The 24,398-nt window shown below is 68.7% G+C and carries 23 protein-coding genes; 18 read left to right on the forward strand and 5 right to left on the reverse strand.

Translation table 11 applies throughout. The features are described 5' to 3' along the window. The first annotated feature begins 33 nt into the window (after positions 1–33). The 7 genes from ligA (at position 34) to J9315_RS05625 (ending at position 9,703) form a co-directional block, all read left to right on the forward strand. A complete protein-coding gene (gene ligA / locus J9315_RS05595; RefSeq protein WP_211978979.1) occupies positions 34–2,196 on the forward strand; it encodes an NAD-dependent DNA ligase LigA in 2,163 nt (720 codons plus the stop codon). Positions 2,197–2,258: 62 nt separating this feature from the next. Then, positions 2,259–2,732: a hypothetical protein gene (locus J9315_RS05600; protein ID WP_211978980.1), complete on the forward strand. Its 474-nt coding sequence runs from the start codon at positions 2,259–2,261 to the stop codon at positions 2,730–2,732. 13 nt (positions 2,733–2,745) lie between these two features. Next, the gene (locus J9315_RS05605; RefSeq protein WP_211978981.1) at positions 2,746–5,094 is read left to right on the forward strand and encodes a molybdopterin-dependent oxidoreductase; all 2,349 of its coding nucleotides are present in this window, start codon (positions 2,746–2,748) and stop codon (positions 5,092–5,094) included. Between the two features lie 172 nt (positions 5,095–5,266). Continuing rightward, on the forward strand, positions 5,267–5,506 hold the full coding sequence (gene gatC / locus J9315_RS05610) for an Asp-tRNA(Asn)/Glu-tRNA(Gln) amidotransferase subunit GatC (RefSeq protein ID WP_332839529.1): 240 nt from the start codon (positions 5,267–5,269) through the stop codon (positions 5,504–5,506). Continuing rightward, the gene (gene gatA, locus J9315_RS05615; RefSeq protein WP_211978982.1) at positions 5,506–7,005 is read left to right on the forward strand and encodes an Asp-tRNA(Asn)/Glu-tRNA(Gln) amidotransferase subunit GatA; all 1,500 of its coding nucleotides are present in this window, start codon (positions 5,506–5,508) and stop codon (positions 7,003–7,005) included. The genes gatC and gatA overlap by 1 nt, the downstream gene beginning before the upstream one ends. Then, on the forward strand, positions 7,002–8,483 hold the full coding sequence (gene gatB, locus J9315_RS05620; protein ID WP_211978983.1) for an Asp-tRNA(Asn)/Glu-tRNA(Gln) amidotransferase subunit GatB: 1,482 nt from the start codon (positions 7,002–7,004) through the stop codon (positions 8,481–8,483). The genes gatA and gatB overlap by 4 nt, the downstream gene beginning before the upstream one ends. Positions 8,484–8,644: 161 nt before the next feature. After that, complete coding sequence (locus J9315_RS05625) at positions 8,645–9,703, forward strand: hypothetical protein (protein WP_249121041.1); 1,059 nt, start codon at positions 8,645–8,647, stop codon at positions 9,701–9,703. A 21-nt stretch (positions 9,704–9,724) separates the two neighbouring features. Here the strand turns inward: J9315_RS05625 and def are convergent, their stop codons facing one another. Continuing rightward, the gene (gene def / locus J9315_RS05630) at positions 9,725–10,297 is read right to left on the reverse strand and encodes a peptide deformylase (RefSeq protein ID WP_211978984.1); all 573 of its coding nucleotides are present in this window, start codon (positions 10,295–10,297) and stop codon (positions 9,725–9,727) included. A 423-nt stretch (positions 10,298–10,720) separates the two neighbouring features. Between def and cysK the strand changes: the two genes are divergently transcribed. The 11 genes from cysK to J9315_RS05685 all read left to right on the forward strand — a co-directional run bounded on the left by cysK (position 10,721) and on the right by J9315_RS05685 (position 21,779). After that, entirely contained in the window at positions 10,721–11,650 is a 930-nt protein-coding gene (gene cysK / locus J9315_RS05635; RefSeq protein WP_211978985.1) for a cysteine synthase A, read from the forward strand. 101 nt (positions 11,651–11,751) lie between these two features. Beyond that, positions 11,752–12,417, forward strand: coding sequence for a serine O-acetyltransferase EpsC (gene epsC, locus J9315_RS05640; protein ID WP_211978986.1), 666 nt, complete (start codon positions 11,752–11,754; stop codon positions 12,415–12,417). A gap of 429 nt (positions 12,418–12,846) precedes the next feature. Further along, positions 12,847–13,704 (forward strand): hypothetical protein, encoded by an 858-nt coding sequence (locus tag J9315_RS05645; protein WP_211978987.1) that lies wholly within the window; start codon positions 12,847–12,849, stop codon positions 13,702–13,704. Positions 13,705–13,984: 280 nt separating this feature from the next. Further along, complete coding sequence (locus J9315_RS05650) at positions 13,985–15,214, forward strand: LLM class flavin-dependent oxidoreductase (RefSeq protein ID WP_137826559.1); 1,230 nt, start codon at positions 13,985–13,987, stop codon at positions 15,212–15,214. Then, on the forward strand, positions 15,211–15,918 hold the full coding sequence (locus J9315_RS05655; protein ID WP_211978988.1) for a CE1759 family FMN reductase: 708 nt from the start codon (positions 15,211–15,213) through the stop codon (positions 15,916–15,918). The genes J9315_RS05650 and J9315_RS05655 overlap by 4 nt, the downstream gene beginning before the upstream one ends. Before the next feature lie 2 nt (positions 15,919–15,920). Beyond that, on the forward strand, positions 15,921–16,400 hold the full coding sequence (locus J9315_RS05660; protein WP_198499229.1) for a MarR family transcriptional regulator: 480 nt from the start codon (positions 15,921–15,923) through the stop codon (positions 16,398–16,400). 58 nt (positions 16,401–16,458) lie between these two features. Beyond that, the gene (locus J9315_RS05665; RefSeq protein WP_211978989.1) at positions 16,459–17,406 is read left to right on the forward strand and encodes a 2-hydroxyacid dehydrogenase; all 948 of its coding nucleotides are present in this window, start codon (positions 16,459–16,461) and stop codon (positions 17,404–17,406) included. A 146-nt stretch (positions 17,407–17,552) separates the two neighbouring features. Continuing rightward, a complete protein-coding gene (gene ilvD, locus J9315_RS05670) occupies positions 17,553–19,265 on the forward strand; it encodes a dihydroxy-acid dehydratase (RefSeq protein ID WP_137826555.1) in 1,713 nt (570 codons plus the stop codon). After that, a complete protein-coding gene (locus tag J9315_RS05675; RefSeq protein WP_211978990.1) occupies positions 19,265–20,206 on the forward strand; it encodes a D-2-hydroxyacid dehydrogenase family protein in 942 nt (313 codons plus the stop codon). Before ilvD ends, J9315_RS05675 begins: the two co-directional genes overlap by 1 nt. Before the next feature lie 92 nt (positions 20,207–20,298). Then, on the forward strand, positions 20,299–21,234 hold the full coding sequence (locus J9315_RS05680) for an SDR family NAD(P)-dependent oxidoreductase (RefSeq protein ID WP_198499225.1): 936 nt from the start codon (positions 20,299–20,301) through the stop codon (positions 21,232–21,234). A gap of 2 nt (positions 21,235–21,236) precedes the next feature. Beyond that, on the forward strand, positions 21,237–21,779 hold the full coding sequence (locus J9315_RS05685) for a MerR family transcriptional regulator (RefSeq protein WP_198499224.1): 543 nt from the start codon (positions 21,237–21,239) through the stop codon (positions 21,777–21,779). A 137-nt stretch (positions 21,780–21,916) separates the two neighbouring features. Here J9315_RS05685 and J9315_RS05690 read toward each other — a convergent pair whose 3' ends face one another. The 4 genes from J9315_RS05690 to J9315_RS05705 form a co-directional block, all read right to left on the reverse strand. Then, positions 21,917–22,738 carry an aldo/keto reductase gene (locus J9315_RS05690; protein ID WP_198499223.1) on the reverse strand — a complete coding sequence of 274 codons (822 nt, stop codon included), beginning with the start codon at positions 22,736–22,738 and terminating at the stop codon, positions 21,917–21,919. Positions 22,739–22,964: 226 nt separating this feature from the next. Next, positions 22,965–23,483: an adenine phosphoribosyltransferase gene (locus tag J9315_RS05695; protein WP_198499222.1), complete on the reverse strand. Its 519-nt coding sequence runs from the start codon at positions 23,481–23,483 to the stop codon at positions 22,965–22,967. 58 nt (positions 23,484–23,541) lie between these two features. Beyond that, complete coding sequence (locus tag J9315_RS05700) at positions 23,542–24,132, reverse strand: hypothetical protein (protein WP_198499221.1); 591 nt, start codon at positions 24,130–24,132, stop codon at positions 23,542–23,544. Positions 24,133–24,145: 13 nt separating this feature from the next. Then, positions 24,146–24,367: a helix-turn-helix transcriptional regulator gene (locus J9315_RS05705; protein WP_198499220.1), complete on the reverse strand. Its 222-nt coding sequence runs from the start codon at positions 24,365–24,367 to the stop codon at positions 24,146–24,148. Between the last annotated feature and the right edge of the window lie 31 nt (positions 24,368–24,398).

A 24,398-nucleotide genomic window follows, 5' to 3' on the forward strand; every position in this document is an offset into this window, starting at 1 on the left:
ATGAGCCAGACACAGCGAGACGGAGACACGACCATGGACGACACCTTGGACCTGCAGGACGCCGCTGCCCGGGCGAAGGCTCACGCCGCACTCGCCGAGCAGATCGAGTCGCATCGCGCCGCCTACTACAAGGACGACTCGCCGCTCGTCTCCGACGCCGAATACGACGAGCTCTCCCGCCGGCTCGAAGCGCTCGAGGAGAAGTACCCGGAGCTCGTCACCGACTCCTCGCCCACGCAGACCGTCGGCGGATCCGTCGACACGACGACGTTCTCCCCGGTCACGCACATCGGGCGCATGTACAGCCTCGACAACGTCTTCGACTTCGCCGAGCTGCGCGAGTGGTACCACAGGGTCAGCGGCGCGGTGAGCGCTGAGTCGAAGTTCCTCTGCGAACTCAAGATCGACGGACTCGCCGTCAACCTCCTCTACCGGGACGGCGAACTCGTCCGCGCCGCGACCCGCGGCGACGGGCGCATCGGCGAGGACATCACCGCGAACGTCCGGACTATCTCCGACATCCCGCAGCACCTCGACACGGAGTTCCCGCCCGCCGAGGTGGAGATCCGCGGGGAGGTGTTCTTCCCCGTCGAAGCCTTCGCCGAACTCAACGCGCAGCTCGTCGCCGAGGGCAAGCCCCCGTTCGCCAATCCCCGCAACTCCGCCGCCGGATCGCTGCGGCAGAAGGACCCGGCGGTCACGGCGAGCCGTCCGCTGCACATGCTCGTCCACGGCATCGCCGCGTGGACGCCCGCCGACGCCTCGCACCCGGAGCCGAAGGAGCAGTCTGAGGTCTACGAGCAGTTCCGCTCGTGGGGGCTGCCGATCAGCGAGTACTACAAGGTCCTCGAGACCGTCGAGGAGATCGAGGAGTTCATCGCCTACTACGGTGAGCACCGCCACGACGTCTCCCACGAGATCGACGGCATCGTCGTCAAGATCGACGACTTCGCCGTCCAGGAGGCCCTCGGCTACACCTCACGGGCACCGCGCTGGGCGACGGCGTTCAAGTACCCGCCCGAGGAGGTGACGACGAAGCTCCTCGACATCCAGGTGCAAGTGGGACGCACCGGCCGGGTCACGCCGTTCGCGGTGATGGAACCCGTCACCGTCGCCGGCTCCACCGTCGAACGCGCAACGCTGCACAACGGCTACGAAGTCAAGCGCAAGGGCGTGCTCATCGGCGACACCGTCACCCTGCGCAAGGCCGGAGACGTCATCCCCGAGGTGCTCGGCCCCGTCGTCGCCGCCCGCGACGGATCCGAACGCGAATTCGTCATGCCCACGCACTGCCCGTCCTGCGGGACCCTCCTCGGCGAGCAGAAGGAGGGCGACAAGGACGTCCGCTGCCCGAACGCGCAGTCGTGCCCAGCGCAGGTGACGAACCGGATCTTCTACCTCGCCTCCCGGGCCGCCTTCGACATCGAAGCCCTCGGCGAGGAGGCCGCCCTCGCGCTCACCGCGCCCGCCGAACCCGAGACCCCGCCGCTGTCCTCGGAGGCCGGACTCTTCGACCTCACCCCCGACGACCTCGCCGATGTGAAGATCTGGCGCAACAAGCGCGTCAAGGGCGTCGAGACGGGGGAGCGGGAGCTCGTCCCGTACTTCTTCACCCGGGGGACGGCGAAGAAGCCGAGTGCCCCGAGCCAGAACACGAAGAAGCTCTTCGCCGAACTCGACAAGGCCCGCGACCAGGACCTGTGGCGGGTGCTCGTGGCGCTCTCGATCCGCCACGTCGGACCGACTGCCGCGCGGACGCTTGCCGCCCACTTCCACTCCCTCGACGCCATCCGCGAGGCGAGCCTCGAGGAGCTCTCCGCCGTCGACGGGATCGGGGAGACGATCGCGGCGAGCATCCGCGACTGGTTCGCCGTCGACTGGCACCGCGAGATCGTCGACCGGTGGAGCGCCGCCGGAGTCCGGATGGAGGACGAGGTCGGTGAGACCGCGCCGCAGACCCTGGCCGGGCTGACGATCGTCGCCACCGGGTCGCTGAGCACGTTCACCCGCGACGGCATCAAGGAGGCGATCCTCGCCGCCGGCGGCAAAGCTGCGAGTTCCGTGTCGAAGAAGACCGACTACGTCGTCGCCGGGGAGAACGCCGGCTCGAAGCTCGAGAAGGCCGAATCGCTCGGTGTGCCCGTGCTCGACGAAGACGGCTTCCGGACGCTGCTGGCGACCGGGTCCCTTGCCTGAGACCAGGAACGTCTCAGGCGGAGCGGAGAATGGGGACAGAATGGTTTGGCAGAGTGGGAGCCATGAAGGCATTCCCCCGCTTGATCGCCGGCACCGCGGTCGCTCTGGCAGCAGTTCTCACCGCGGCACCTCTGGGAGCGGGTCTCGCCGACTTCGTCCTCAGCCCTGACCACCACACCAAGCGCAGCACGGCGCCGACCGCGGCGGCCGAGTCTCCGCAGGAGCAGGGCGAACCGTGGAGCGGGGGACTGCTCGGCAGCGCCGAGCGCGGTGAGGGACTCGAGAGACCCGAACCGCTCGCGCTCGCCCCGCGCACCGCCGACGCCGCCGTCACGGCCGCGACGTCACCGAACCTCACGCTGGCCGCCGGGACGGGAGGAGAGTCGGTCGAAGCGCGGATCACCGAACTCGCCGCGGACCTCCAGGCAGGGGTGCGCGCCGGCGAGTTCACCCAGGCCGACGCCGACCGCGTCCTCGGCGACATGGCCGGCTACATCCGCGGTGAGAGAACCTGGCCCGAGCGCGTGAGCGTGTGATAGAGAGGACCCCATGAGCACTGTTCCGCACAGTTCGCACTGGGGGTCCTTCACAGCAGTCGTCGACGACGACACCCTCGTCGAGGTGGTTCCACCCGACACCGATGCCCGACCGAGCCGGCTCATCCACGACTTCGCCGACTCCGTCGACTCCGACCTGCGGGTGCGCAGACCCGCCGTGCGACGCTCCTGGCTCACCGCAGTGCGCGCCGAGCGCCAGGGCCGGGGCGAACCCGAGACCCGCCGCACCGATGAGCGCAGAACCGATCTGCGCGGCGCCGAGCCCTTCGTCGAGATCGACTGGGATGAGGCCCTCGACCTCGTCGCCGGGGAACTCGAGCGCGTGCGCGGCGAGCACGGGAACGCGGCGATCTTCGGCGGGTCCTACGGCTGGGCGAGCGCGGGTCGTTTCCACCACGCGCGCACCCAGCTCCACCGGTTCCTCAACGCCTTCGGCGGACACACCTCGCAGGTCGGCAACTACAGCTTCGGTGCGGCGGCGATGATCCTCCCGCACGTCCTCGGGCCCGCCCAGTTCGCCAACGGTCGGCTCAGCAGCTGGGACGTCGTCTCCGAGCACACCCGGCTGTGGGTGATGTTCGGCGGGATCGCGCTGAAGAACACGCAGCTCGAATCCGGAGGACTCTCCGACCACCCGATCCCCGACCGGCTGCGGGCCACCCACGACAACGGCTGCCGGTTCGTCTCCGTCTCCCCGCTCAGGGACGACGCCCCCGATTTCCTCGATCCGCAGTGGCTGCCGGTGCGACCGAACACGGACACCGCGCTCATGCTCGGACTCGCCCACACGCTGCTGGCCGAGAACCTCCACGACGAGGAGTTCCTCACCACCCGCTGCGTCGGGTGGGAGCGCTTCGGCCCCTACCTCCTCGGTGAGAGCGACGGCATCGCCAAGGACGCGGACTGGGCGGCCGGGATCACCCGGATCCCCGCGGAGACGATCCGCGAACTGGCCCGTGAGATGGCGGGCACGACGACGATGATCTCCGTCGCCTGGTCGCTGCAGCGCGCCGACCACGGGGAGCAGCCGTACTGGGCGGCGCTCGCGCTCGCGGCGATGCTCGGACAGATCGGCCTGCCCGGGGCGGGATTCGGATTCGGGTACGGGGCCGCAGGGACGATGGGCAACTGGCAGTACCCGTTCCCCGCGCCGCGCCTGCCCGTCGGGGAGAACCCGGTGACCGCGCCGATCCCGGCCGCCCGGATCGCCGACATGCTCCTCCACCCCGGTGAGGACTACGAGTTCAACGGCGAGCGGCGGACGTATCCCGACACCCGCCTCGTCTACTGGGCGGGCGGGAACCCCTTCCACCACCATCAGGACCTCAACCGGCTGCGCCGCGGATGGCAGCGGCCGGAGACGATCGTCGTCCACGAACCCTTCTGGACGGCCACGGCCCGGCAGGCCGACATCGTCCTGCCCGCGACGACGACCCTTGAGCGCAACGACCTCGGCGCCGCCTCGGGGGACAAGCGCATCGTCGCCATGCACCGGGCACTGAGTCCCCGCCACGCGGCCCGCGCCGATTGGGACATCTTCTCAGCACTCGCGGCCCGGGTCGGCACGCACGAGTCCTTCACCGCGGGCCGGACCGAGATGGAGTGGATCGCACACCTCTACACGCGCACCCGGCAGGCCGCTGCCGACCACGACATCGCGCTGCCCGACTTCGCCACGTTCTGGGCCGACGGGGGAGTCGACGTCCCGCAGGGCAGCACGGTGCTCCTCGCGGACTTCCGCGCCGACCCGGCAGGCCACCCGCTGTCGACCCCGTCGGGACGGATCGAGCTCTTCTCCGAGACCATCGACGCCTTCGGCTACGACGACTGCCCCGGACACCCCGCGTGGCTGCCCCCGACCGAGTGGCTCGGCGCCGCCGACGCCCCGGCCGGGTCGCTGCATCTCGTGTCCAACCAGCCGGGACAGCGCCTCCACAGCCAGCTCGACACGGGTGGGACGAGCCAGGCGGCGAAGATCGCCGGACGCGAACCCTGCCGCCTCAACCCCGCCGACGCCGCAGCCCGCGGCATCGCCGACGGCGACGTCGTCCGCATCGTCAACTCCCGGGGCGCGTGCCTGGCCGGGGCCGCACTGAGCGCGGACATCAGCCCCGGCGTCATCCAGCTCTCCGCAGGAGCCTGGTACGAGGCCGCGGACCCGACCGACCCCGCCTCGCTCGAGATCCACGGCAACCCCAATGTCCTCACGGCTGACCACGGGACGTCCCGGCTCGCGCAGGGGCCCGCGGCGCTGTCGACGCTCGTGCGCGTCGAACCGGTCGATGCCGCCGGGCTGCCGCCGGTGACGGTGACGAGTCGACCGCCGGTCTTCGCGGAGTGAGCACAGCCGCCTCGGCGAGGGACGGGTCACGGTCACAGCGTGCCGGTGGGCGCGGGCTGAGACATTAGACTGGAGCGCAGTGTTGAACGACGATGAAAGGCAGGGAATGACGGAGTCCTCCGCAATCACCCCCGAACAGGTGGCGCACTTGGCGTCGCTGTCGCGGATCGCCATGAGCGAAGACGAACTGGCCGCACTCGCCGGCGATCTCTCGACGATCCTCGAGAACGTCGCGCGGGTCAACGAGGTCGTCGGTGACGACGTTCCGGCCACGAGCCACCCGATCGCCCTGTCGAACGTGCTCCGTCCCGACGAGGTCGGTGCGACCCTGACGAGCGAGCAGGCGCTCGCCGCCGCTCCGGCCGCAGCCGACGACAAGTTCCTCGTCCCCCAGATCCTCGGGGAGGAATGATGAGCGAACTCATCGCCAAGAGCGCCCTCGAACTCGCCGCAGGTCTGACATCCGGCGAGTTCTCCTCCGTTGAGGTCACTCGGGCCCACCTCGACCGCATCCGCGACACCGAGGAGGACTTCGGCTCCTTCATCACCGTCACCGACGACCTCGCCCTGGCGACCGCCAAGGACGTCGACGACCGGCGCAGCCGCGGTGAGGACCTCCACGCCCTCGCCGGTGTGCCCGTCGCCCTCAAGGACCTCGTCGTCACCGAGGGCGTGCGCACGACCGCGGCCTCGAAGATCCTCGAGAACTGGGTTCCCCCGTACGAATCGACCGTCCACCTCAAGGTCAGGGCCGCGGGCCTGCCGGTCCTCGGCAAGACGAACCTCGACGAGTTCGCGATGGGCTCGACGACCGAGCACTCGGCCTTCGGCACGACCCGCAACCCGTGGAACCTCGAGCACGTCCCCGGCGGCTCCTCCGGCGGTGCGGCCGCCGCGCTCGCCGGCTTCCAGGCCCCGCTGTCGGTGGGCACCGACACCGGTGGTTCCGTGCGCCAGCCCGCCGCCTTCACCGGCACGGTCGGCGTCAAGCCCACCTACGGGTCGATCTCGCGCTACGGCATCATCGCGATGGCCTCGAGCCTCGACCAGGTCGGCCCGATGGGCCGCAGCGTCGCCGATGCCGCAGCCCTGCACATGTTGCTCGCCGGACACGACCCGCTCGACTCGACCTCGCTGCCCGACCCGGTCGACGACTTCGTCGCGCTCGCGCAGAACGGAACGCTCAAGGGCAAGAAGCTCGGTGTCATCAAGCAGCTCATCGGCGACGGCTACGACGCCGGGGTCCGCGACGCGTTCACCGCAGCCCTCGACGTCGCCGCTGCCGCGGGTGCGGAGATCATCGAGGTCGACGTGCCCTCGATCTCCTACGCGCTCGACGCGTACTACCTCATCATGCCTTCCGAGGTGTCCTCGAACCTCGCCCGCTACGACGGCATGCGCTACGGTCTGCGCGTCGAACCGACCGAGGGACCGGTGACCGCGGAGACCGTCATGGCCGCGACCCGTGCCGCCGGCTTCGGCGCGGAGGTCAAGCGCCGCATCATCCTCGGCACGTACGCGCTCTCGGCCGGATACTACGACGCCTACTACGGGTCGGCGCAGAAGATCCGCACCCTCGTCCAGCGGGACTTCGCGAAGGCCTTCGAATCCGTCGACGTCCTCGTCTCGCCGACGGCCCCGACGACGGCTCTGAAGTTCGGGGCGGAGTCCGCCTCCGACCCGATGGCCCTCTACCTCGGCGACGTCGCGACCCTGCCGGCGAACCTCGCCGGCATCCCGGGCCTCTCCCTGCCCGCCGGCCTCGCCGACGGTCTGCCCGTCGGCTTCCAGGTGCTCGCCCCGGCGCGTGAGGACCGGCGGATGTACGCCGTCGCCGGCCCCCTCGAGGCCGCTCTCGAAGCCGCCGGATCCCGTGTCCTCGACACCCTTGCGGAAGGACTGACCAAGTGAAGTACGAAGAGGCGATCACCAAGTACGATCCGGTCATCGGCATCGAGGTCCACGTCGAGCTCGGCACCGCGACGAAGATGTTCGACGCGGCCCCGAACACCTTCGGCGGCGGACCGAACTCGAACATCACCCCGACCTCGCTCGGTCTGCCCGGCTCCTTGCCCGTCGTCAACGCCAAGGGCGTCGAGTACGCGATCAGGATCGGTCTGGCGCTCGGCTGCGAGATCGCCGAATCCTGCCGTTTCGCCCGGAAGAACTACTTCTACCCGGACGTGCCCAAGGACTTCCAGACGAGCCAGTCCGATGAGCCCATCGCCTCCGAGGGACAGGTCGAGGTCGAACTCGAGGACGGCACCCAGTTCACGATCCCCGTCGAACGCGCCCACATGGAGGAGGACGCGGGCAAGAACACGCACGTGGGCGGGGCGACCGGCCGCATCCACGGAGCCGACCACTCGCTCGTCGACTACAACCGGGCGGGGGTGCCGCTCGTCGAGATCGTCACCCACCCGATCACGGGCACGGGGGAGCGGGCCGCCGAGGTGGCCGCCGCCTACGTCCGGACCCTGCGCGACATCTTCCGCGCCCTCGGCGTTTCCGAGGCGCGGATGGAGCAGGGCAACGTCCGCGCCGACGTCAACGTCTCGCTGCGGGAGAGCCCCGAGGCACCGCTGGGCACCCGCACGGAGACGAAGAACGTCAACTCGTTCCGCTCGATCGAACGCGCCGTGCGCTACGAGATCGCCCGCCAGGCCACGGTCCTCGACGCCGGTGAGAAGGTCGTCCAGGAGACCCGCCACTTCCATGAGGACACCGGTGAGACGACCTCGGGGCGCCTGAAGTCCGACGCCGACGACTACCGGTACTTCCCGGAGCCGGACCTCGTCCCGCTCGTGCCCTCCCGCGACTGGGTCGCCGAGATCAAGGAGTCGCTGCCCGAGCTGCCCGCCCAGAAGCGCCGCCGGCTGACCGCCGAATGGGGCTTCTCCGACCTCGAGATGCGCGACATCGTCAACGCCGGCCTCCTCGAGGCCATCGAGGACACCGTCACCGCCGGGGCGCCTTCGGCTGCCGCCCGGAAATGGTGGACCGGTGAGGTCGCGAGACTCGCCAACCAGCGTGAGATCCACCCGACGGAGCTCGTCACTCCGGCCCAGGTCGCCGGTCTCACGGCTCTGCTCGCCGACGGCAAGCTCAACGACCGGCTGGCGAAGGAGGTCCTCGCCGGAGTCGCGGACGGTGAGGGCGACCCTGCCGAGGTGATGTCGGCCCGCGGTCTCGAGATCGTCGAGGACACCGGTGCGCTCGAGGCCGCCGTCGACGAGGCGATCGCCGGCAACCCCGACGTCGTCGAGAAGATCAGGGGCGGGAAGATGCAGGCCATCGGCGCGCTCATGGGGCCGATCATGAAGGCCACCCGCGGTCAGGCCGACGCCGGCAAGGCCAAGGAGCTCATCCTCGCGAAGATCAACGGCTGAGGCCGAGGCGGACTCAGCGTTGATCCAGCCACACCCTCTAGACTTCTGAGCAAAGGGAACCCCCCGGGGTTCCCGCAGAGAGTCGGAGGGTGTGGCTGTTCGCATTCTCCCCGGAGCGCGCGTCGGCCGCCGAGCCGGCTCGCCCCCTGCTGAGCGTGGAGGTGGACGCAGTGGCACATGCGTGGAAGTCGCTGTGGAAGGACGAATGCGGCAGAACCGTGCCGATCTACCGGGTGCTCGTGCCCGACAGCGTGAATGAGGAGATCCTCACCGCCTGGAAGGCCCGCGGCTACCGGTACACGGCCGGCGCCCCGAGCGCGATCATGCTCACCGGCGCGATGCGCCGGAACTTCTTCCGCACCTCCGCGGTGTTCAAGGGCGGAACCGCCACCGGTGCCGCCGTGACCACGGGCTTCGCCGCTCCCGGCGGCATTGCGCTGCTCGCCGGGTACCTCGATGCCGCCCTGACCTTCGGCGTCCTCGGTGGGGCCACGGCCGTGGGCACCGGCGTCTTCGCCGCCGTGACGGGACCGAAGTACCTGCGCGATCCCCGTCGCCTCAATCGCCGCAACCGGCAGCGCGCGGCCCACGCCGAGTGGCTGACACCGGCGAGCCTCGGCTTCCAGCCCGGCCGGAAGGAGGGACGCGACACCGATGAGCAGCGTCTCTTCCATCTCGCCGTCACCATCGCCCGCAAGATCGTGCGCACCCGCGCCTGGACGCATCCGATCCTCACCGACCACGTCTCCCGCGTCGACCTCGACCACGCCGTGGCGTCGATCGGCGTGCGGCTGCGCGAGCTCGTCCGCCTCCGCGAGGAGATCGAGAGCATCAAGGACTCGGGCACGGCGAAGACCGTCGATGCGTACCTGACGAAGCTCGCCGTCGCGTTCACCTCGATGGCCAATCGCGTCGTGTCGATGCACGACTACTATCTGCGGCTGCTCGAGCTCGACCAGCAGCTCGTGCTGCTCCACAACTCCGAGCGCTCGCGGGAGCTCGGCGACCGAGTCCTCGACGTCCTCTCCCGCACCGCCGCCGACGATTCCGCCGACTGGCAGTTCCGGGAGCTGCGTATCGACGCGGACTCCCAGGCCGAGGTCGTCTCCGGTCTCCTCACCGAACTCGAGGAGACCGCCGACACCTTCGACGACTTCGACACCCGCCTGGCCGCGGCGCAGAAGTCGCTCGAGACCGGAGACGGCGCGCCCGCACAGTGAGCAGGCTGCTGGCCTGAGCGGTCAGTGGCCGAACGGATCGGGGTCGACTCCCGGCATCCATGACCGTCCCGGTTCGTCGTACCCGGCGGCGGTCTGCTCCTTCTTCCACTTCTTCGCCCAGCGCTTGTCGAGCCTGTCGACGTAGAGGGTGCCCTGGAGGTGGTCGAACTCGTGCTGCATGACGCGGGCGAACCAGCCCTCGGCGTTGAGCGAGACGGGCTCGCCCGCCTCGTCGACTCCGGTGACCGTGACCCGGTCGGCGCGCTTGAGCGGGTAGTCGAGGCTCGGCACCGACAGGCATCCTTCGGTGTCCTCGGCAGGGTCGGGGCGACCGTCGGGCACCCGGGAGGCGACGAGTCGGGGGTTGACGAAGGTGCCGCGACGACGCACCCCGGCGTCATCCTCGGCGTGGTAGACGAAGATCCGCAGGCCCACGCCGATCTGCGGTGCGGCGAGACCGACCCCGTTGCTCGCATCGAGGGTCTCGTGCATGTCGGCGACGAGTGTCCTAAGGGCGTCATCGAACTCCGTGACGGGGTCGGCAGGGCGGTGGAGCACGGGTTCGCCGTAGATGACGATGGGATGAACGGTCATGGTCTCCATCGTATCGAGTGCGGCCGGAGTCAGCGGGGTGCCGAGCACGAGAGCTTCGTCATCCGCAGACTCCCTGAGTTGTCTCAGAATTCGCGCTGAGGTTGCCTGCGCGCGGCGCTGCTCGGTCGACGGGCGAGGGGCCCGCGCGAGCCCACTGCGCCTGTAATTGCTCAGCGGTTATCGGCGCATCACTGGGTTCCCGAACGCTCAGGCATGTTCGTCCTCGCGTGGTGCCAGGCTATTCATCCCGTGCGTCGGAATGTGACGCAGGATTTCGCCCCCAGCGAACACTGATTGTTGAGCAACCTGTGAGGAGGCGATCGCCGGGGCCGCGTGGTTAAGATGGGCGTGTGACGTCTCGTTCCACGAGATGACAGCCGCAGCCGAGGCTCGACTGCCCACGGACATCTGGAAGGACATGACTTGACCATCTACAGCAACGTCTCCGAACTCGTCGGTCGCACCCCGCTCATCCGCCTCAACAAGGCCAGCGAGCGCACCGGGGCCGAGATCATCGCGAAGCTCGAATCCTACAATCCGGCGAACTCGGTCAAGGACCGCATCGGCGTGGCGATGATCGACGCCGCCGAGGCGTCCGGTCAGCTCCAGCCCGGCGGCACGATCGTCGAAGCGACCTCGGGCAACACCGGCATCGCCCTGGCCATGGTCGGGGCCTCCCGCGGCTACAAGGTCGTCCTCACGATGCCCGAGTCGATGTCGAAGGAGCGCCGCGCCCTGCTGCGCGCCTTCGGCGCCGAACTCGTCCTCACCGACAAGGCCCTGGGTATGAAGGGCGCGGTCGAGAAGGCCGAGGAGATCGCCGCCGACGGCGCGGTGCTCGTGCGTCAGTTCGAGAACGAGGCGAATGCCGCCATCCACAAGGCGACGACCGGTCCTGAGATCCTCGCCGACACCGATGGCGACATCGACGTCTTCGTCTCCGGCATCGGCACCGGCGGCACGATCTCCGGTGCGGGAGCCGCCCTGCGCGAGGCGAAGCCCGACGTCCGCATCGTCGCCGTCGAGCCCTCGGCGTCGCCGCTGCTCACCGAGGGCAAGGCCGGTCCGCACACAATCCAGGGCATCGGCGCCAACTTCGTCCCGGCGATCCTCGACACCGAGATCTACGACGAGGTCATCGACATCGACAACGATGCCGCCTTCGATCGGGCCCGTGAACTCGCGAAGGAGGAGGGCCTGCTCGTCGGCATCTCCTCCGGTGCCGCGCTCGTCGCCGCCGAACAGGTCGCCTCGCGGCCGGAGTTCGCCGGCAAGCGCATCGTCGTCATCCTTCCCGACTTCGGCGAGCGCTACCTCTCAACGCCGCTCTTCTCCCAGTACCTCGACGACTGAGGGAGACGACAGCACGGGATCGCTCAAGGGGCGTCGGTCACCGGCGCCCCTTGAGCACTCTTTGAGGGGATGAGAAGCACGCGGGATGAGGAGATGAGGACATGAAGGCACTGTGGGCGGCGGCGGCCGCAGCGGCGGGTGCGGCGGCATACGGTCTGACGAGGCCCACGGTCCGGGCCGCGCTGCGGGAGGACCTCGACACCGTCAAGCGCCGTGACCCGGCGGCCTCGAGTGACGTCGTCTCGATGCTCTCCTACCCGGGCCTCCACGCGATCTGGGCGCACAGGGGGCTGCACCGGATGTGGCAGCACGATGAGCTCAAAGTCCCCGCGCGGCTCCTCTCCCAGGTCGTGCGCACCCTCACCGGGGTCGAGATCCACCCCGGGGCGACGATCGGCAGGCGCTTCTTCATCGACCACGCCAACGGCGTCGTCATCGGCGAGACCTCGGACATCGGCGACGACGTCATGCTCTACCACCAGGTCACCCTCGGCGGCACGTCGATGGAGAAGACGAAGCGGCACCCCACGATCGGCAACCACGTCCTCGTCGGCGCCGGTGCGAAGATCCTCGGACCCGTCGTCGTCGGCGACAACTCCTCGGTCGGGGCGAACGCCGTCGTCGTCAAAGACGTCCCCGCCGAATCGAGCGCGGTCGGCATCCCCGCCACGGTGCGCCCCAAGCGCACCGGTGCCGCTCCGGCACCGGAGCCGCAGGAGACGGCGGACGCCGACTTCGAGCTCTTCGACCCCGCCATCTGGATCTGACCGAGGGTCACTGCTGGGTCTGCGCCCCACCTCGGCGAGGATCGGTCAACCCGACAGAGTCATCGCCGAGGTGGATCCCGCTCGATTCCCGGCCGGATCTCGAGCGGAATCCACCTCGGTAGCGTTGCTCCGGGTAGCTCTCGACCTTCCACCGTGCAGTCATCACGGCGGGGTCGGGTCGGGATCACGGCGCATCGTCGATCCCTCTCCACTGCACGGGGTGGTTACGGACCACTGTGACTCATGCTCATTTCGCTGTGGATGAGAATTCTCCATCCACAGGCCTCTCACTGGGGCTGGCGCTCATCGGGCGGCCCCACCGATGCTGTCCGTATGTGGACCTCGTTGAACGAATCAGTGCGGTTTCGGAAGGCCCCCACGCCCTTCATGATGGGATCGCCGCAGCAGCGTGGAGTCTCGCGGTACGCGGTGGGCACCAAGGGACGGTACATCCAGATCTTCCGCGGTGTGTGGATCGATGTCGAGGACGAGACGGAGATCCCCGCGCCGCTCTGGGCCGATGAGGACTGGCTCGTGACTCTGGTCAGGCTGCGTGGACTGCGGCTGCTCCACCCCGGCGTCGCCGGCAGCCACGCGACTGCCGCGCAGCTGTACGGACTGCCCATGCCCCACCGCCTCCGCGACAAGGCGATTCACGTATCGAGCGGCTCGCGGGGTCTGAAAATCGAGCGGCCGGGAGTGATCCTGCACCGCTCGATGTTCCATGAGGCCGATGACATACCGCTGCTCGAACTGCCGCTGGTGAGCATTCCGCTTCTCGTCGTGCAGCTGGCGCCGTCGCTGAGCACAGAGGAATTGGTGCAGCTGGGTGATGCGGCGATCGGTCGACAGGCCGGCGGCCCCTACATCGGCATTGAGGAGCTGAGCACGAGGATCCTCGAGCGTCCCCGTGTCACGGAGCGGCGCAGAATCGAGCGGGCGCTGTCACTGATGCGCCCGACGGTCGAGTCCCCGCGCGAGACGTGGCTGCGACTGTGGCTGATCGGCGAGGGCTTCCCGGAACCGGCAGTCCATCCGCCGCTGCGCAGCACCATCGGAGACTGTCTGCTGCATCCGGATCTCGGCTATCCCGACCTCAGGATCGCCATCGAATACGAGGGCGACCAGCATCGCACCTCGGAGGCGCGGTTCGCTGCCGACATCCGGCGCCGCGAACTCATGGAAGCCGAGGGGTGGATCGTTCTGCGCGTGACGAAGAGGACCGACATGACTGCCTTCGCACGGACCCTGGCAGCCCACTTGGGCCGCCGAGGTGCGTCCATCTGACGAAGGAGACTGCCTGCGGAGGTGGATCCCGCTCGATTCCTGGCCCGAATTCGAGCTGGATCCACCTCGGAGACGCATTCCGGGGTTCGCTCGGCGGGCAGAATCTCATCGACCCCGAGCCCGCCGGAATCCTGATTCCTCCCCACTGAGAACGCGCTCGCCAGGCGCGGGAATACATCCGGAACCTTGACTGTTAAGATTTCAACAAGTTGCTTCAAAACTGAAGTTTCAACCACTGTAGGCTGGCCCCAACGGCCGGTCACAGAGACGAGGAGCAGTCATGGAATTCGGTATCTTCACCATCGGCGACGTCACGACTGACCCGACCGACGGCACCACCATCTCCGAGCACCAGCGGATCAAGAACACGGTCGAGCTTGCGAAGAAGGCCGAAGAGGTCGGCCTCGATGTCTTCGCGACGGGACAGCACCACAACCCGCCGTTCGTCGCTCCCGCGAATCCGCCCGTGCTGCTCGCCAACATCGCCGCGCAGACCGAGAAGCTCCAGCTCTCGACCGCGACGACGCTCATCACGACGACGGATCCCGTCCGCATCGCCGAGGACTACTCGTACGCCCAGCATCTCGCGGACGGACGCCTCGACCTCATCATGGGCCGCGGCAACACCGGTCCCGTCTACCCGTGGTTCGGCAAGGACATCCGCGCGGGCATCCCGCTGGCCGTCGAGAACTACAACCTCCTCTACCGCCTGTGGCGGGAGAAGAACCTCGACTGGGAGGGCAAGTTCCGCACTCCGCTCAACGGGTTCACCGTCACCCCGTGGCCGCTCGACGACGTTCCGCCGTTCGTGTGGCACGGCTCGATCCGCAGCCCTGAGATCGCCGAGCAGGCCGCGTACTACGGCGACGGCTTCTTCCACAACAACATCTTCTGGCCGACCTCGCACACCGCGCGGATGGTCCAGCTCTACCGTCAGCGCTACGAGTACTACGGTCACGGTCGTGCCGACCAGGCGATCGTCGGACTCGGCGGGCAGGTGTTCATGCGGAAGAACTCGCAGGACGCGGTCAAGGAGTTCCGTCCCTACTTCGACAACGCCCCGGTCTACGGCCACGGCCCCAGCCTCGAGGACTTCGCGAAGCAGACGCCGCTGACCGTGGGATCCCCGCAGGAGGTCATCGAACGGACCCTGAGCTTCCGCGACTGGGCCGGCGACTACCAGCGTCAGATGTTCCTCATCGACCACGCGGGCCTGCCGCACAAGACCGTGCTCGAACAGCTCGACCTCCTCGGCGAGGAAGTCGTGCCGGTCCTGCGCAAGGAGTTCGCGAAGAACCGTCCCGCCGACGTGCCCGACGCCCCGACCCACGAGTCGCTCGTGCTGCGGCACAAGGAGGGCCGGGACCCGATCCCCGGCGGCGGACCCGGATCGCAGGCGTACAAGGATCGCGAAGCCCGCGCGGCCGAGGCCGAGCAGGCTCGCCAGGAAGCCGCGAAGGCCGACGCCGAGAAGAAGGCCGAAGCGGAGACAGGAGCGCAGACCGAATGAAGATCCTCGCAGTCACGACCTCGCTGAGCGAGGACTCGACGACGCAGAAGCTCAGCGATCGGATCGTCGATGCGGCCGCCTCGGCGGGCCGGGCAGCAGGGCTGACGGTCGAGACCGAGCACATCAACGTCCGCAGCCTGAGCACCGCGCTCACGGACATGGCGCTCACCGGATTCCGCTCCGAGGAGCTTGAGGAGGCTTACCTCAAGGTCGCCGAGGCGGACGCCATCATCACCGTCACCCCGGTCTACAAGGTCGCCCCCGTCGGGCTGCACACGCTCTTCTGGCAGCTCATCGACGAGAAGGCACTGGCGGGCACGCCCGTGCTCATCGCCTCGACGGGCGGGACCTCGCGGCATTCGCTCGCCGGGGAGACGGCGATGCGGCCGATGCTGTCCTACCTCAAGGGCATCGTCGTGCCGACGACGGTCTTCGCCGCCACCGACGACTGGGGCAGCGCCGAGGGCGGACGCGCACTCAACTCGCGGGTCAGGCAGGCCGGGGAGGAGCTCGTGGCACTGACCGCGTCGATCCGGGGCCTGACCGGTGGCGAGGGCGGCGAAGGCGACGAGGTCGACGGGAACGAAGGTCCCGACAGCCTCGCCCCGCATCGGATCACGATCGGACGCGGGGAGAAGCGCGGCGTCGACGACGAGTTCGACCCGAACCGCATCACCCCGTTCGCGCAGCTGCTCGAGGGCTGACGATGAGTGAGACGACAGCCGCCCCGGTCATCCGCTTCGGGCGCGGCCGCGAAGAGCGCGCGCAGTGGGCGTGGCGGACGTACTTCGAGACGTCCCAGCGCATCCGGCAGGAGCTCGACGACCGCCTCAAGGAGCAGGCGGGGCTGACGGTCAGCGACTACAACGCCCTCCTGCTGCTGTGGGAGGCGCCGGATCGGACGCTGACGATGGGGGCGCTGGCCAAGGGTCTCGTGTTCTCCCCGTCGCGGCTCAACTACCGGATCAAGGTCCTCGAGGACGCCGGTCTCGTCGAGAAGACGACGTGTGCCGACGACCGCCGGTCCCACAACGTCCGCCTCACCGAGGTGGGGGCCCGGCGGTTCCTCGACGCCGCCCGGCTGCATCGGCGGGCCATCGACGAGGTGGTCCTCTCGCAGGTCAGCGACGAGGAGCTGGAGATCATCGGCACGGTGTTCTCCCGGATCGCCGCTGGCCTCGACTGAGGACCAGGGGAGCAATCGGGCTTGCCTGCGGCCGTGAGGCCCGTGTCACAATGGCCGTATGACGATCACGACCATCGCGTTCCCCGATTCCGAACTCCGCAACCGCGTCATCGCGCGCATCCCCGCCCACCAGCGGGCCAACGTCGACCTGGTCGTCTACTCCGACAAGGAGAAGTCGGCGAAGCTGAGCAAGGACGATGTCGACGTCGTCGTCCTGCCGTACATGGATTCGGCGGGAACGATCGACCTCCTCGGCGAGCTGCCCAATCTTCGCCTCGTCATCACGCAGACGACCGGGTACGATCCTGTCGCCCACCTGCCCGAACAGGGCATCGAGGTGGCCACGGCGTCGGGCGTCCACACGGGCGGGACGGCGGAGCTCGCGCTCGCGCTGACCCTGGCGAGCCTGCGCGGGATCGACGATGCGGTGCGCAACCAGGTGTCGCGGACGTGGAATCATCAGCGCTACCGTTCGCTACAGGACCGGCGCGTCATGGTCGTCGGCGTCGGTGAGATCGGGCGGGCGATCGCCGACCGGTTCGCCCCGTTCGAGGTCGAGCTCACCCGGGTGGGCACGACCGCCCGCGAAGACGATCACGGGGTCGTCCACGGTGTCGACGAGCTGCCCGATCTGCTCCCGCACACCGACGTCGTCGTCCTCATCACGCCGCTGACGGATTCGACGCACCACCTCGTCGATGCCGAGTTCCTCAAGTCCCTGCCGGACAACGCGCTCATCGTCAACGTCGCCCGGGGCAAGGTCGTCGACACCGACGCCCTCGTCGCGGAGCTGAATACCGGCCGCCTCCATGCCGCCCTCGACGTCATGGATCCCGAGCCGCTGCCGGAGAACCACCCGCTGTGGGGAACCCCGAACACGCTCATCACCCCGCACGTCGGCGGCGACACCTCGGCGTTCGAACCGCGTGTGGTGAAGATCCTCGCCGAACAGGTGCGCCGGATCAACGACGGGGAGAAGCTGCTCAACGTCGTCGAGCTCGACTGAGGCCGCGGGGGAGGGCGGGGCACTGGGCGGCCCCGGGTGCGGCCCTGCACGGGGCCGCACGTGGGACCCACGCGCGGCCCGAAACGTTGGTTCCACCATGCGAGAACCGCGCCGACGTATGCCGGACGGAAGCGTAGAGTGCCCCCATGAGCATTGATACCCCCACTTCAGCACCGGACATCAAACCGCGTTCCCGCGATGTCACGGACGGGCTCGAGAGCACCGCCTCGCGCGGCATGCTCCGCGCCGTCGGCATGGGCGACGAGGACTGGTCGAAGCCGCAGATCGCCGTCGCCTCGTCGTGGAACGAGATCACCCCGTGCAACCTCTCCCTCCAGCGCTTCGCCGGAGCCGCGAAGGAAGGCGTCCACGCCGCGGGCGGCTACCCGCTCGAGTTCGGGACGATCTCCGTCTCCGACGGCATCTCGATGGGACATGAGGGCATGCACTACTCGCTCGTCTCGCGCGAGGTCATCACCGACTCCGTCGAGACCGTGATGAGCGCCGAGCGCCTCGACGGCTCCGTCCTCATGGCCGGCTGCGACAAGTCGATCCCCGGCATGCTCATGGCTGCCGCCCGCCTCGGACTCTCGAGCGTCTTCCTCTACAACGGCTCGATCATGCCGGGCACCGCGAAGCTCTCCGACGGCACGGAGAAGGAGGTCACGCTCATCGACGCGTTCGAGGCCGTCGGCGCATGCCGGGCCGGCACGATCACCCGCGAGGACGTCGACGCCATCGAACGTGCCGTCTGCCCCGGTGAGGGTGCCTGCGGCGGCATGTACACCGCGAACACGATGGCCTCGGCCGCCGAGGCGATGGGGATGTCCCTGCCCGGATCGGCCGCGCCGCCGGCGATCCACCGCAACCGGATGATCTTCGCCCGCCAGTCCGGCGAGGCCGTCGTCGAACTCCTGCGCCGGGGGATCACGACGAAGGACATCATCACGAAGGAGTCGCTGCACAACGCGATCGCCGTCGTCATGGCCTTCGGCGGTTCGACGAACGCCGTTCTCCACCTGCTGGCGATCGCCCACGAGGCGGGCGTCGAGCTCGAACTCGACGACTTCAATCGGATCGGCGACAAGGTGCCGCACCTCGGCAACGTCAAGCCCTTCGGCGAGTACGTGATGAACGACGTGTTCAAGATCGGCGGGGTGCCCGTCATCATGAAGGCCCTCCTCGATGCGGGTCTGCTCAACGGCGACTGCATGACGGTGACCGGCAAGACGGTGGCGGAGAACCTCGCCGCGATCAACCCGCCGGACCCCGACGGGAAGATCCTCCGGGCGCTCAACAACCCGATCCACGCGACCGGCGGCCTCACGGTGCTGCGCGGGTCGCTCGCCCCCGAAGGCGCGGTCGTGAAGTCCGCGGGCTTCGACGCCGACGTCTTCGAGGGCACCGCGCGCGTCTTCGACCAGGAGCAGCCGGCGATGGACGCGGTGCTCGGCGGCGAGCTGAAGAAGGGCGACGTCGTCGTCATCCGCTACGAAGGGCCCAAGGGCGGTCCGGGGATGCGCGAGATGCTCGCGATCACCGGAGCCATCAAGGGAGCGGGCATCGGCAAGGACGTCCTCCTCATCACCGACGGTCGCTTCTCCGGCGGCTCGACCGGGCTGTGCATCGGTCACGTCGCCCCCGAGGCCGTCGACGGCGGGCCGATCGCCCTCGTCGAGGACGGGGACCGGATCACCGTCGACATCGCGGCGCGCTCGATCGAGCTCCACGTCGACGAGGAGGTGCTCGCCGAACGGCGCAAGGCGTGGACGATCCCGGAGAACCACCGGCTCACCGGGGTGCTCGGCAAGTACGCGAAGCTCGTCCAGTCGGCGTCGACCGGAGCCGTCTGCGGCTGATGCGCATCGTCGTCCTCGACGACTACCAGGACGTCGCCCGGTCCTTCGCGGACTGGGCGACGCTGCCGGCCGACTTCACCGTCGTCACGCGTCCGGTCACCGGCACCGCTGACCTGACAGCGCTGCTCTCCGGCGCCGAGGTGGTCGTCGCGATGCGTGAGCGCACCGTCTTCGATGCGCAGCGTCTGGCGGCGCTTCCCGACCTGCGGCTGCTCGTGACCACGGGGGCGGCGAACGCGTCGATCGACCTCGACGCCGCCCGTGCGCACGGGATCACGGTCTGCGGCACCGACGCGCCGCGGACGGCGACACCGGAGCTGACGTGGGGGCTCATCCTCGCCGTGGCCCGCAGCATCCCCGCCGAGGATGCGCGGATGAGGGCCGGAGGATGGCAGGAGACGATCGGAGCAGACCTGGCCGGGTCCCGCCTCGGCGTCATCGGTCTGGGTCGCCTGGGATCGCGCGTGGCCCGCATCGGGCAGGCCTTCGGGATGGACGTCGTCGCGTGGAGTGCGAATCTCACGCCCGAACGCGCCGCCGAGGTGGGGGTGCGCGCCGTGGGCAAGGAAGAGCTGCTGGAGACCTCCGACGTCGTGACGATCCACTACAAGCTCAGCGACCGCAGTCGCGGGCTCATCGGGGCGAACGAGCTCGCGCTGATGAGGCAGAGCGCGATCCTCGTCAACACCTCGCGGGCCGGGCTCATCGACACCGCGGCGCTGACCGACGCGCTCGACTCCGGAGCGATCCGCGGGGCGGGCCTCGACGTCTACGACACCGAGCCGCTGCCCGCCGACCATCCGCTGCGCACGAGCCCGCGGACCGTGCTCACCCCGCACCTCGGCTATGTCACCGAGGGCACGTATCGGATCTTCTACCCGCAGGCGGTCGAGGACATCGCGGCGTGGATCGCCGGTGAGCCGATCCGTGTGCTGACGTAAGGGACGCGGAGAGGCGCGAGCCACCAGGGCAGCGAACTTCTTCGGCGCTCGGCCTTGCGTTCGAGTGCGCTCGAACTTGTAGCGTCGCTGTCATGAACTCACACATCGAGACCAACACAGCAGCGACGACAACGACGACAGAGGTACGCGAGCCGTCCGAGCACCGGCGGCGCTGGGCGATCACCGGTGCCTCGCAGGGGTTCGGGCGGGCACTGACCGAGGAGGTGCTGGCGCGCGGGCACGATGCCGTCGTCGTGGTCCGCGACCCGGAGTCCCTGCAGAAGCTCAAGGCGGACGTCGGGGAGCGCCTCACCGTCCTCACCGCGGATCTCCGTGATGAGACCGCCGTCGCCGAAGTGGGGGAGGCACTGACCGACCTCGACGTCGATGTCCTCATCAACAATGCGGGGCGGGCGATCGTCGGGGCTGTCGAGGAGATCGGCCTCAGCGCGCTCAGGGAGCAGCTCGAGCTCAACTTCTTCGCGGCCGCCGCTCTCACCCGCGCCATCCTGCCGCTCATGCGGGCGCGGGGCCGTGGTGCGATCGTCCAGATGAGCAGTCAGGGAGGGCGAGTGTCGTTTCCCGCGGCGGGGGCCTACTCGGCGAGCAAGTTCGCGCTCGAAGGCTGGTCGGAGGCACTGGCCGCCGAGGTGGGTCCGCTGGGCATCGGCGTGATGCTCGTGGAGCCCTCACGGTTCCGGACCGGGTTCAATACCGCGCATTCGCTGGGGGTGACCGCGGGAACGGACGTCTATGCGGCGATCGTCGGACCAGCCCGCACGGATCTCGCCGAGGTCGACGGCCGGCAGGAGGGAGACCCAGTCCGTGCGGCGGCGATCATCGTCGATCTGGTCGAGGCGAGCCTTGAAGGCAGTGGTGAGCTGCCCTTGCGTCTGCCTCTCGGCGCCGAGGCGGTGCGACGTCTGCGGGCGGCGTACAGTGGAGGTGCGGCCGAGGTCGAGCGCCTGGCCGCCGTGGCGGAGAGCGCTGACTTTCCCGGCATGCGACCTTCACAGCGGGCGGTGTGAGCATGGCGACCGACGATCTCATGAGCCGGATCCTCGCGGACCTGGGCGACTTCGCCGAGGTCGACGGGACGCTGCCGGTCGAGATCATCCACCGGATGGTCAACAGCGGTGACGAGGCCGCTTCGCTGTCGATCGCGGAGATCTCCGAGCTGCTCGGCCTCTCACCCCACACCCTGCGGTACTACGAGAGCAAGGGGCTCGTCGCGGTGGACCGGGACACAGCCGGGCATCGTGTCTACGGCGCCGAGGCTCAGCGGCGGTTGGTGTTCCTCACCCGGATGCGGCTGTCCGGGATGCCCATGCGCGACCTCGCCCACTACGTCGAACTCGTCGAGGCGGGGGAGACGACCGTGCCGGAGAGGCTCGACCTGCTCATCGAGCACCGCGACACGATCCGTCGCCGTATCCGCGAGCTCACCCTGTCGCTGGCCGCCACCGAATACAAGATCGCCGCTTACGGCGGTCGCACCGGTGACGTGCTCGGCGGGGACCCTGCCGACGGTGACGGCGGCGACGGCGAACGACCTGCCCCTGATCCGAGCTGACCCCACCAACGCAGAACGCGGGCGAAACAATTTCGCCCGCGTTCTCATGGTGTTGTGGCACCGGACTCAGCCGGTGCGGACCTCAGCGGACCACGTCAGTCCGCACAACCTCGGCGAGGTCAGCTCGCTTCCGTACGTCAGTTCACGTCGGCGGGATCGGCCGAGACGCGACCGCCGTTCTCGAGCGCGTCGATAGAGGCCATCTCGGCGTCGGTGAGGGTGAAGTCGAAGACGTCGAAGTTCTGCGCCATGCGCTCGCGGTTGTTCGACTTGGGGAAGAGGATGTGGCCGCGCTGCAGGTGCCAGCGGATGATGACCTGGGCCCACGACTTGCCGTGTGCCTCGGCGATCTCGCCGATCACGGTCGACGCGTAGTCGACATTGCCCTGACCCAGCGGTCCCCAGGCTTCGATCTTGATGTCGTTCTCGGCCAGGAGGGGGCGGGTGTCGATCTGCTGGAACTGCGGGTGCAGCTCGATCTGGTCGACGGCCGGGATGATGCCGGTGTCGAGGATCTCCGGCAGGTAGCGGTAGTCGAAGTTCGACACGCCGATCGAGCGGGTGAGGCCCTCGTCGCGGTAGCCGGGGAACGCTTCCCAGGTCTCGACGGCGTTCTTCTGCGCCGGGGTCGGCCAGTGGATGAGGTAGAGGTTGACGTAGTCGAGTCCGAGCTTCGTCAGACTCTCCTCGAGCGCGCGGCGCGATTCGGCGGCGCCGTGGCGGTCGTTCCACAGCTTGGTGGTGATGAAGAGCTCGTCGCGGGGGATGCCCGAAGCGGCGAGGGCGCGTCCGACGCCCTCTTCGTTGCCGTAGACAGCGGCGGTGTCGATGTGACGGTAGCCGACTTCGAGGGCATCGGTGACGATGCGCTCGGTCTCCTTGGGGTCGACCTTGAAGACGCCGAAGCCGAGCTGCGGGATGGTCAAGCCGTCATTGAGGGTGAGATCTGGTACCGACATGGTGTCGCCTTTCGTCACGGATGATGGTCTGGTCGGCGCCCGGTGGGACGCCTCGACCCGAAGTCGCGCGCCGGTATCCGGCACACAACAGAGCGTACAACGACACTCACCGCCCGAATCATTCCCGAAGTCTGGATGATTTCTCCGATTGCGCTGAGCGTGAATTCTCCGGCGCCGAGGCGGTGGTGCAGGCAGGGTGCATTGCCGCGTCAGCGCGGCCGGCGGTTCAGTCCGCGAACACGGTGTGGACGTCGCCGGTATGGGCACGACCGCCGAGGTCGGTGAGCTCGAGGACGACGGCTGAGCCGACCACCTCGGCGCCGAGTTCGGTGACGAGAGCCTGCGCCGCGCTGAGCGTCCCGCCGGTGGCGAGGATGTCGTCGACAAGAAGGACGCGATCGCCTGGGCGCAGGACGTCGGGGGCTTCGATCGTCGCGGTGCCGTACTCGAGGGTGTAGGACACGGCCGCGGCGGGTTTGGGCAGTTTGCCGGCCTTGCGGATGGGGAGGATGCCCGCACCGGTCTTCGCCGAGATCGCCCCGGCGAAGAGGAATCCGCGCGCCTCGAGTCCGCCGACGAAGTCGAAGTGCCCGACGAACGGCGCGATGAGCGCATCGGTGACGGCGTTGAACGCGGTGCCGTCGGCGAGCAGCGGGGAGATGTCGCGGAAGTTCACCCCGGGCTCCGGGTAGTCGGGGATCGAGGTGATGAGGGTCCGCGCGCGGTCGAGCTCTGCATTCGTCACGGGTCAACTGTACTCGCGGCCGCTCGCTTCCCGACGCGGCGCCGTCGCGCCTCGACTCCTATTTCAGAGCCGCACGCGACCTCTTGCGGCGTAGGCTCCAGCCGATGATCAGCCCGACCGCAGCGCCGACGATCGGAGGTGCCGACGATTCCAACTCGGTCGGAGCCCCGACGCTCCACGACCATGGCAGAAGCGGGTGGCCCACTGTCGACTGAAAGGCGATGAGTCCGAGCATCACAGCGAACACACCCAACATCATCAGAGTGGATCTCGTGGTCCACTCTCTTCGGGCAAGGCCGGATTGGCGATAGAGGTTCACCCCTCGCCGCCGGGCATGGAAGCGAGCGACCCAGAACGGAAGGTCCGCCGAAGCGAGAACGACTACGGTCGCCCACCAGAGGCCGGAGGCCAGGAAGAGGAGCGCAATTGCGACTGACGTCCAGCGGAAGACGGTGAAGCCGATGGCCAGGGATCGGAAGATGACGTCGCGCTCACGCTCGTCGGCTTCCGGCATATCGGAGATTCCAGAGACCCGTTCCAGCCCGGAGTCGAGGTGGGCCGCCAGCGCAGACGTCCTGCGGCTCCCCGGATCGCGGTCGAAACCGTGAGCGGAGCGCTCATTGTCGTGTTCGTCGGGAGTCGAACTCATCAGTCTCTCTCCTTCACTGTGGGGTGGTGTTCTTCCTCGTTGACTCGACCTCGAAGAGATCTTCGACGCTCGTTTCGAGCACCGCGGCGATGCGGAGTGCGAGATGGACGCTCGGGGAGTAGTCGCCGCCCTCGATGGCGATGATGGTCTGTCTAGAGACCCCGACCGCTTCGGCGAGGTGGGCTTGAGTGAACCCGAATGCACGGCGGCGCGCCCTCACCCGAGTGGGATTCATCCGCACCTCCGTGCAGCGGCTTCGTCATGCC

It is taken from the genome of Brevibacterium sp. W7.2 (assembly GCF_018137945.1).
GTDB lineage: Bacteria > Actinomycetota > Actinomycetes > Actinomycetales > Brevibacteriaceae > Brevibacterium > Brevibacterium sanguinis.

Excerpts from the sequence above, each read along its gene's own strand:
- ligA (WP_211978979.1), top strand. The coding sequence starts at position 34 with ATGGACGACACCTTGGACCTGCAGGACGCCGCTGCCCGGGCGAAGGCT.
- J9315_RS05600 (WP_211978980.1), top strand. The coding sequence starts at position 2,259 with ATGAAGGCATTCCCCCGCTTGATCGCCGGCACCGCGGTCGCTCTGGCA.
- J9315_RS05605 (WP_211978981.1), top strand. The coding sequence starts at position 2,746 with ATGAGCACTGTTCCGCACAGTTCGCACTGGGGGTCCTTCACAGCAGTC.
- gatC (WP_332839529.1), top strand. The coding sequence starts at position 5,267 with ATGAGCGAAGACGAACTGGCCGCACTCGCCGGCGATCTCTCGACGATC.
- gatA (WP_211978982.1), top strand. The coding sequence starts at position 5,506 with ATGAGCGAACTCATCGCCAAGAGCGCCCTCGAACTCGCCGCAGGTCTG.
- def (WP_211978984.1), bottom strand. The coding sequence starts at position 10,297 with ATGACCGTTCATCCCATCGTCATCTACGGCGAACCCGTGCTCCACCGC.
- epsC (WP_211978986.1), top strand. The coding sequence starts at position 11,752 with ATGAAGGCACTGTGGGCGGCGGCGGCCGCAGCGGCGGGTGCGGCGGCA.
- J9315_RS05650 (WP_137826559.1), top strand. The coding sequence starts at position 13,985 with ATGGAATTCGGTATCTTCACCATCGGCGACGTCACGACTGACCCGACC.
- J9315_RS05655 (WP_211978988.1), top strand. The coding sequence starts at position 15,211 with ATGAAGATCCTCGCAGTCACGACCTCGCTGAGCGAGGACTCGACGACG.
- J9315_RS05660 (WP_198499229.1), top strand. The coding sequence starts at position 15,921 with ATGAGTGAGACGACAGCCGCCCCGGTCATCCGCTTCGGGCGCGGCCGC.
- J9315_RS05665 (WP_211978989.1), top strand. The coding sequence starts at position 16,459 with ATGACGATCACGACCATCGCGTTCCCCGATTCCGAACTCCGCAACCGC.
- ilvD (WP_137826555.1), top strand. The coding sequence starts at position 17,553 with ATGAGCATTGATACCCCCACTTCAGCACCGGACATCAAACCGCGTTCC.
- J9315_RS05675 (WP_211978990.1), top strand. The coding sequence starts at position 19,265 with ATGCGCATCGTCGTCCTCGACGACTACCAGGACGTCGCCCGGTCCTTC.
- J9315_RS05680 (WP_198499225.1), top strand. The coding sequence starts at position 20,299 with ATGAACTCACACATCGAGACCAACACAGCAGCGACGACAACGACGACA.
- J9315_RS05685 (WP_198499224.1), top strand. The coding sequence starts at position 21,237 with ATGGCGACCGACGATCTCATGAGCCGGATCCTCGCGGACCTGGGCGAC.
- J9315_RS05690 (WP_198499223.1), bottom strand. The coding sequence starts at position 22,738 with ATGTCGGTACCAGATCTCACCCTCAATGACGGCTTGACCATCCCGCAG.
- J9315_RS05700 (WP_198499221.1), bottom strand. The coding sequence starts at position 24,132 with ATGAGTTCGACTCCCGACGAACACGACAATGAGCGCTCCGCTCACGGT.
- J9315_RS05705 (WP_198499220.1), bottom strand. The coding sequence starts at position 24,367 with ATGAATCCCACTCGGGTGAGGGCGCGCCGCCGTGCATTCGGGTTCACT.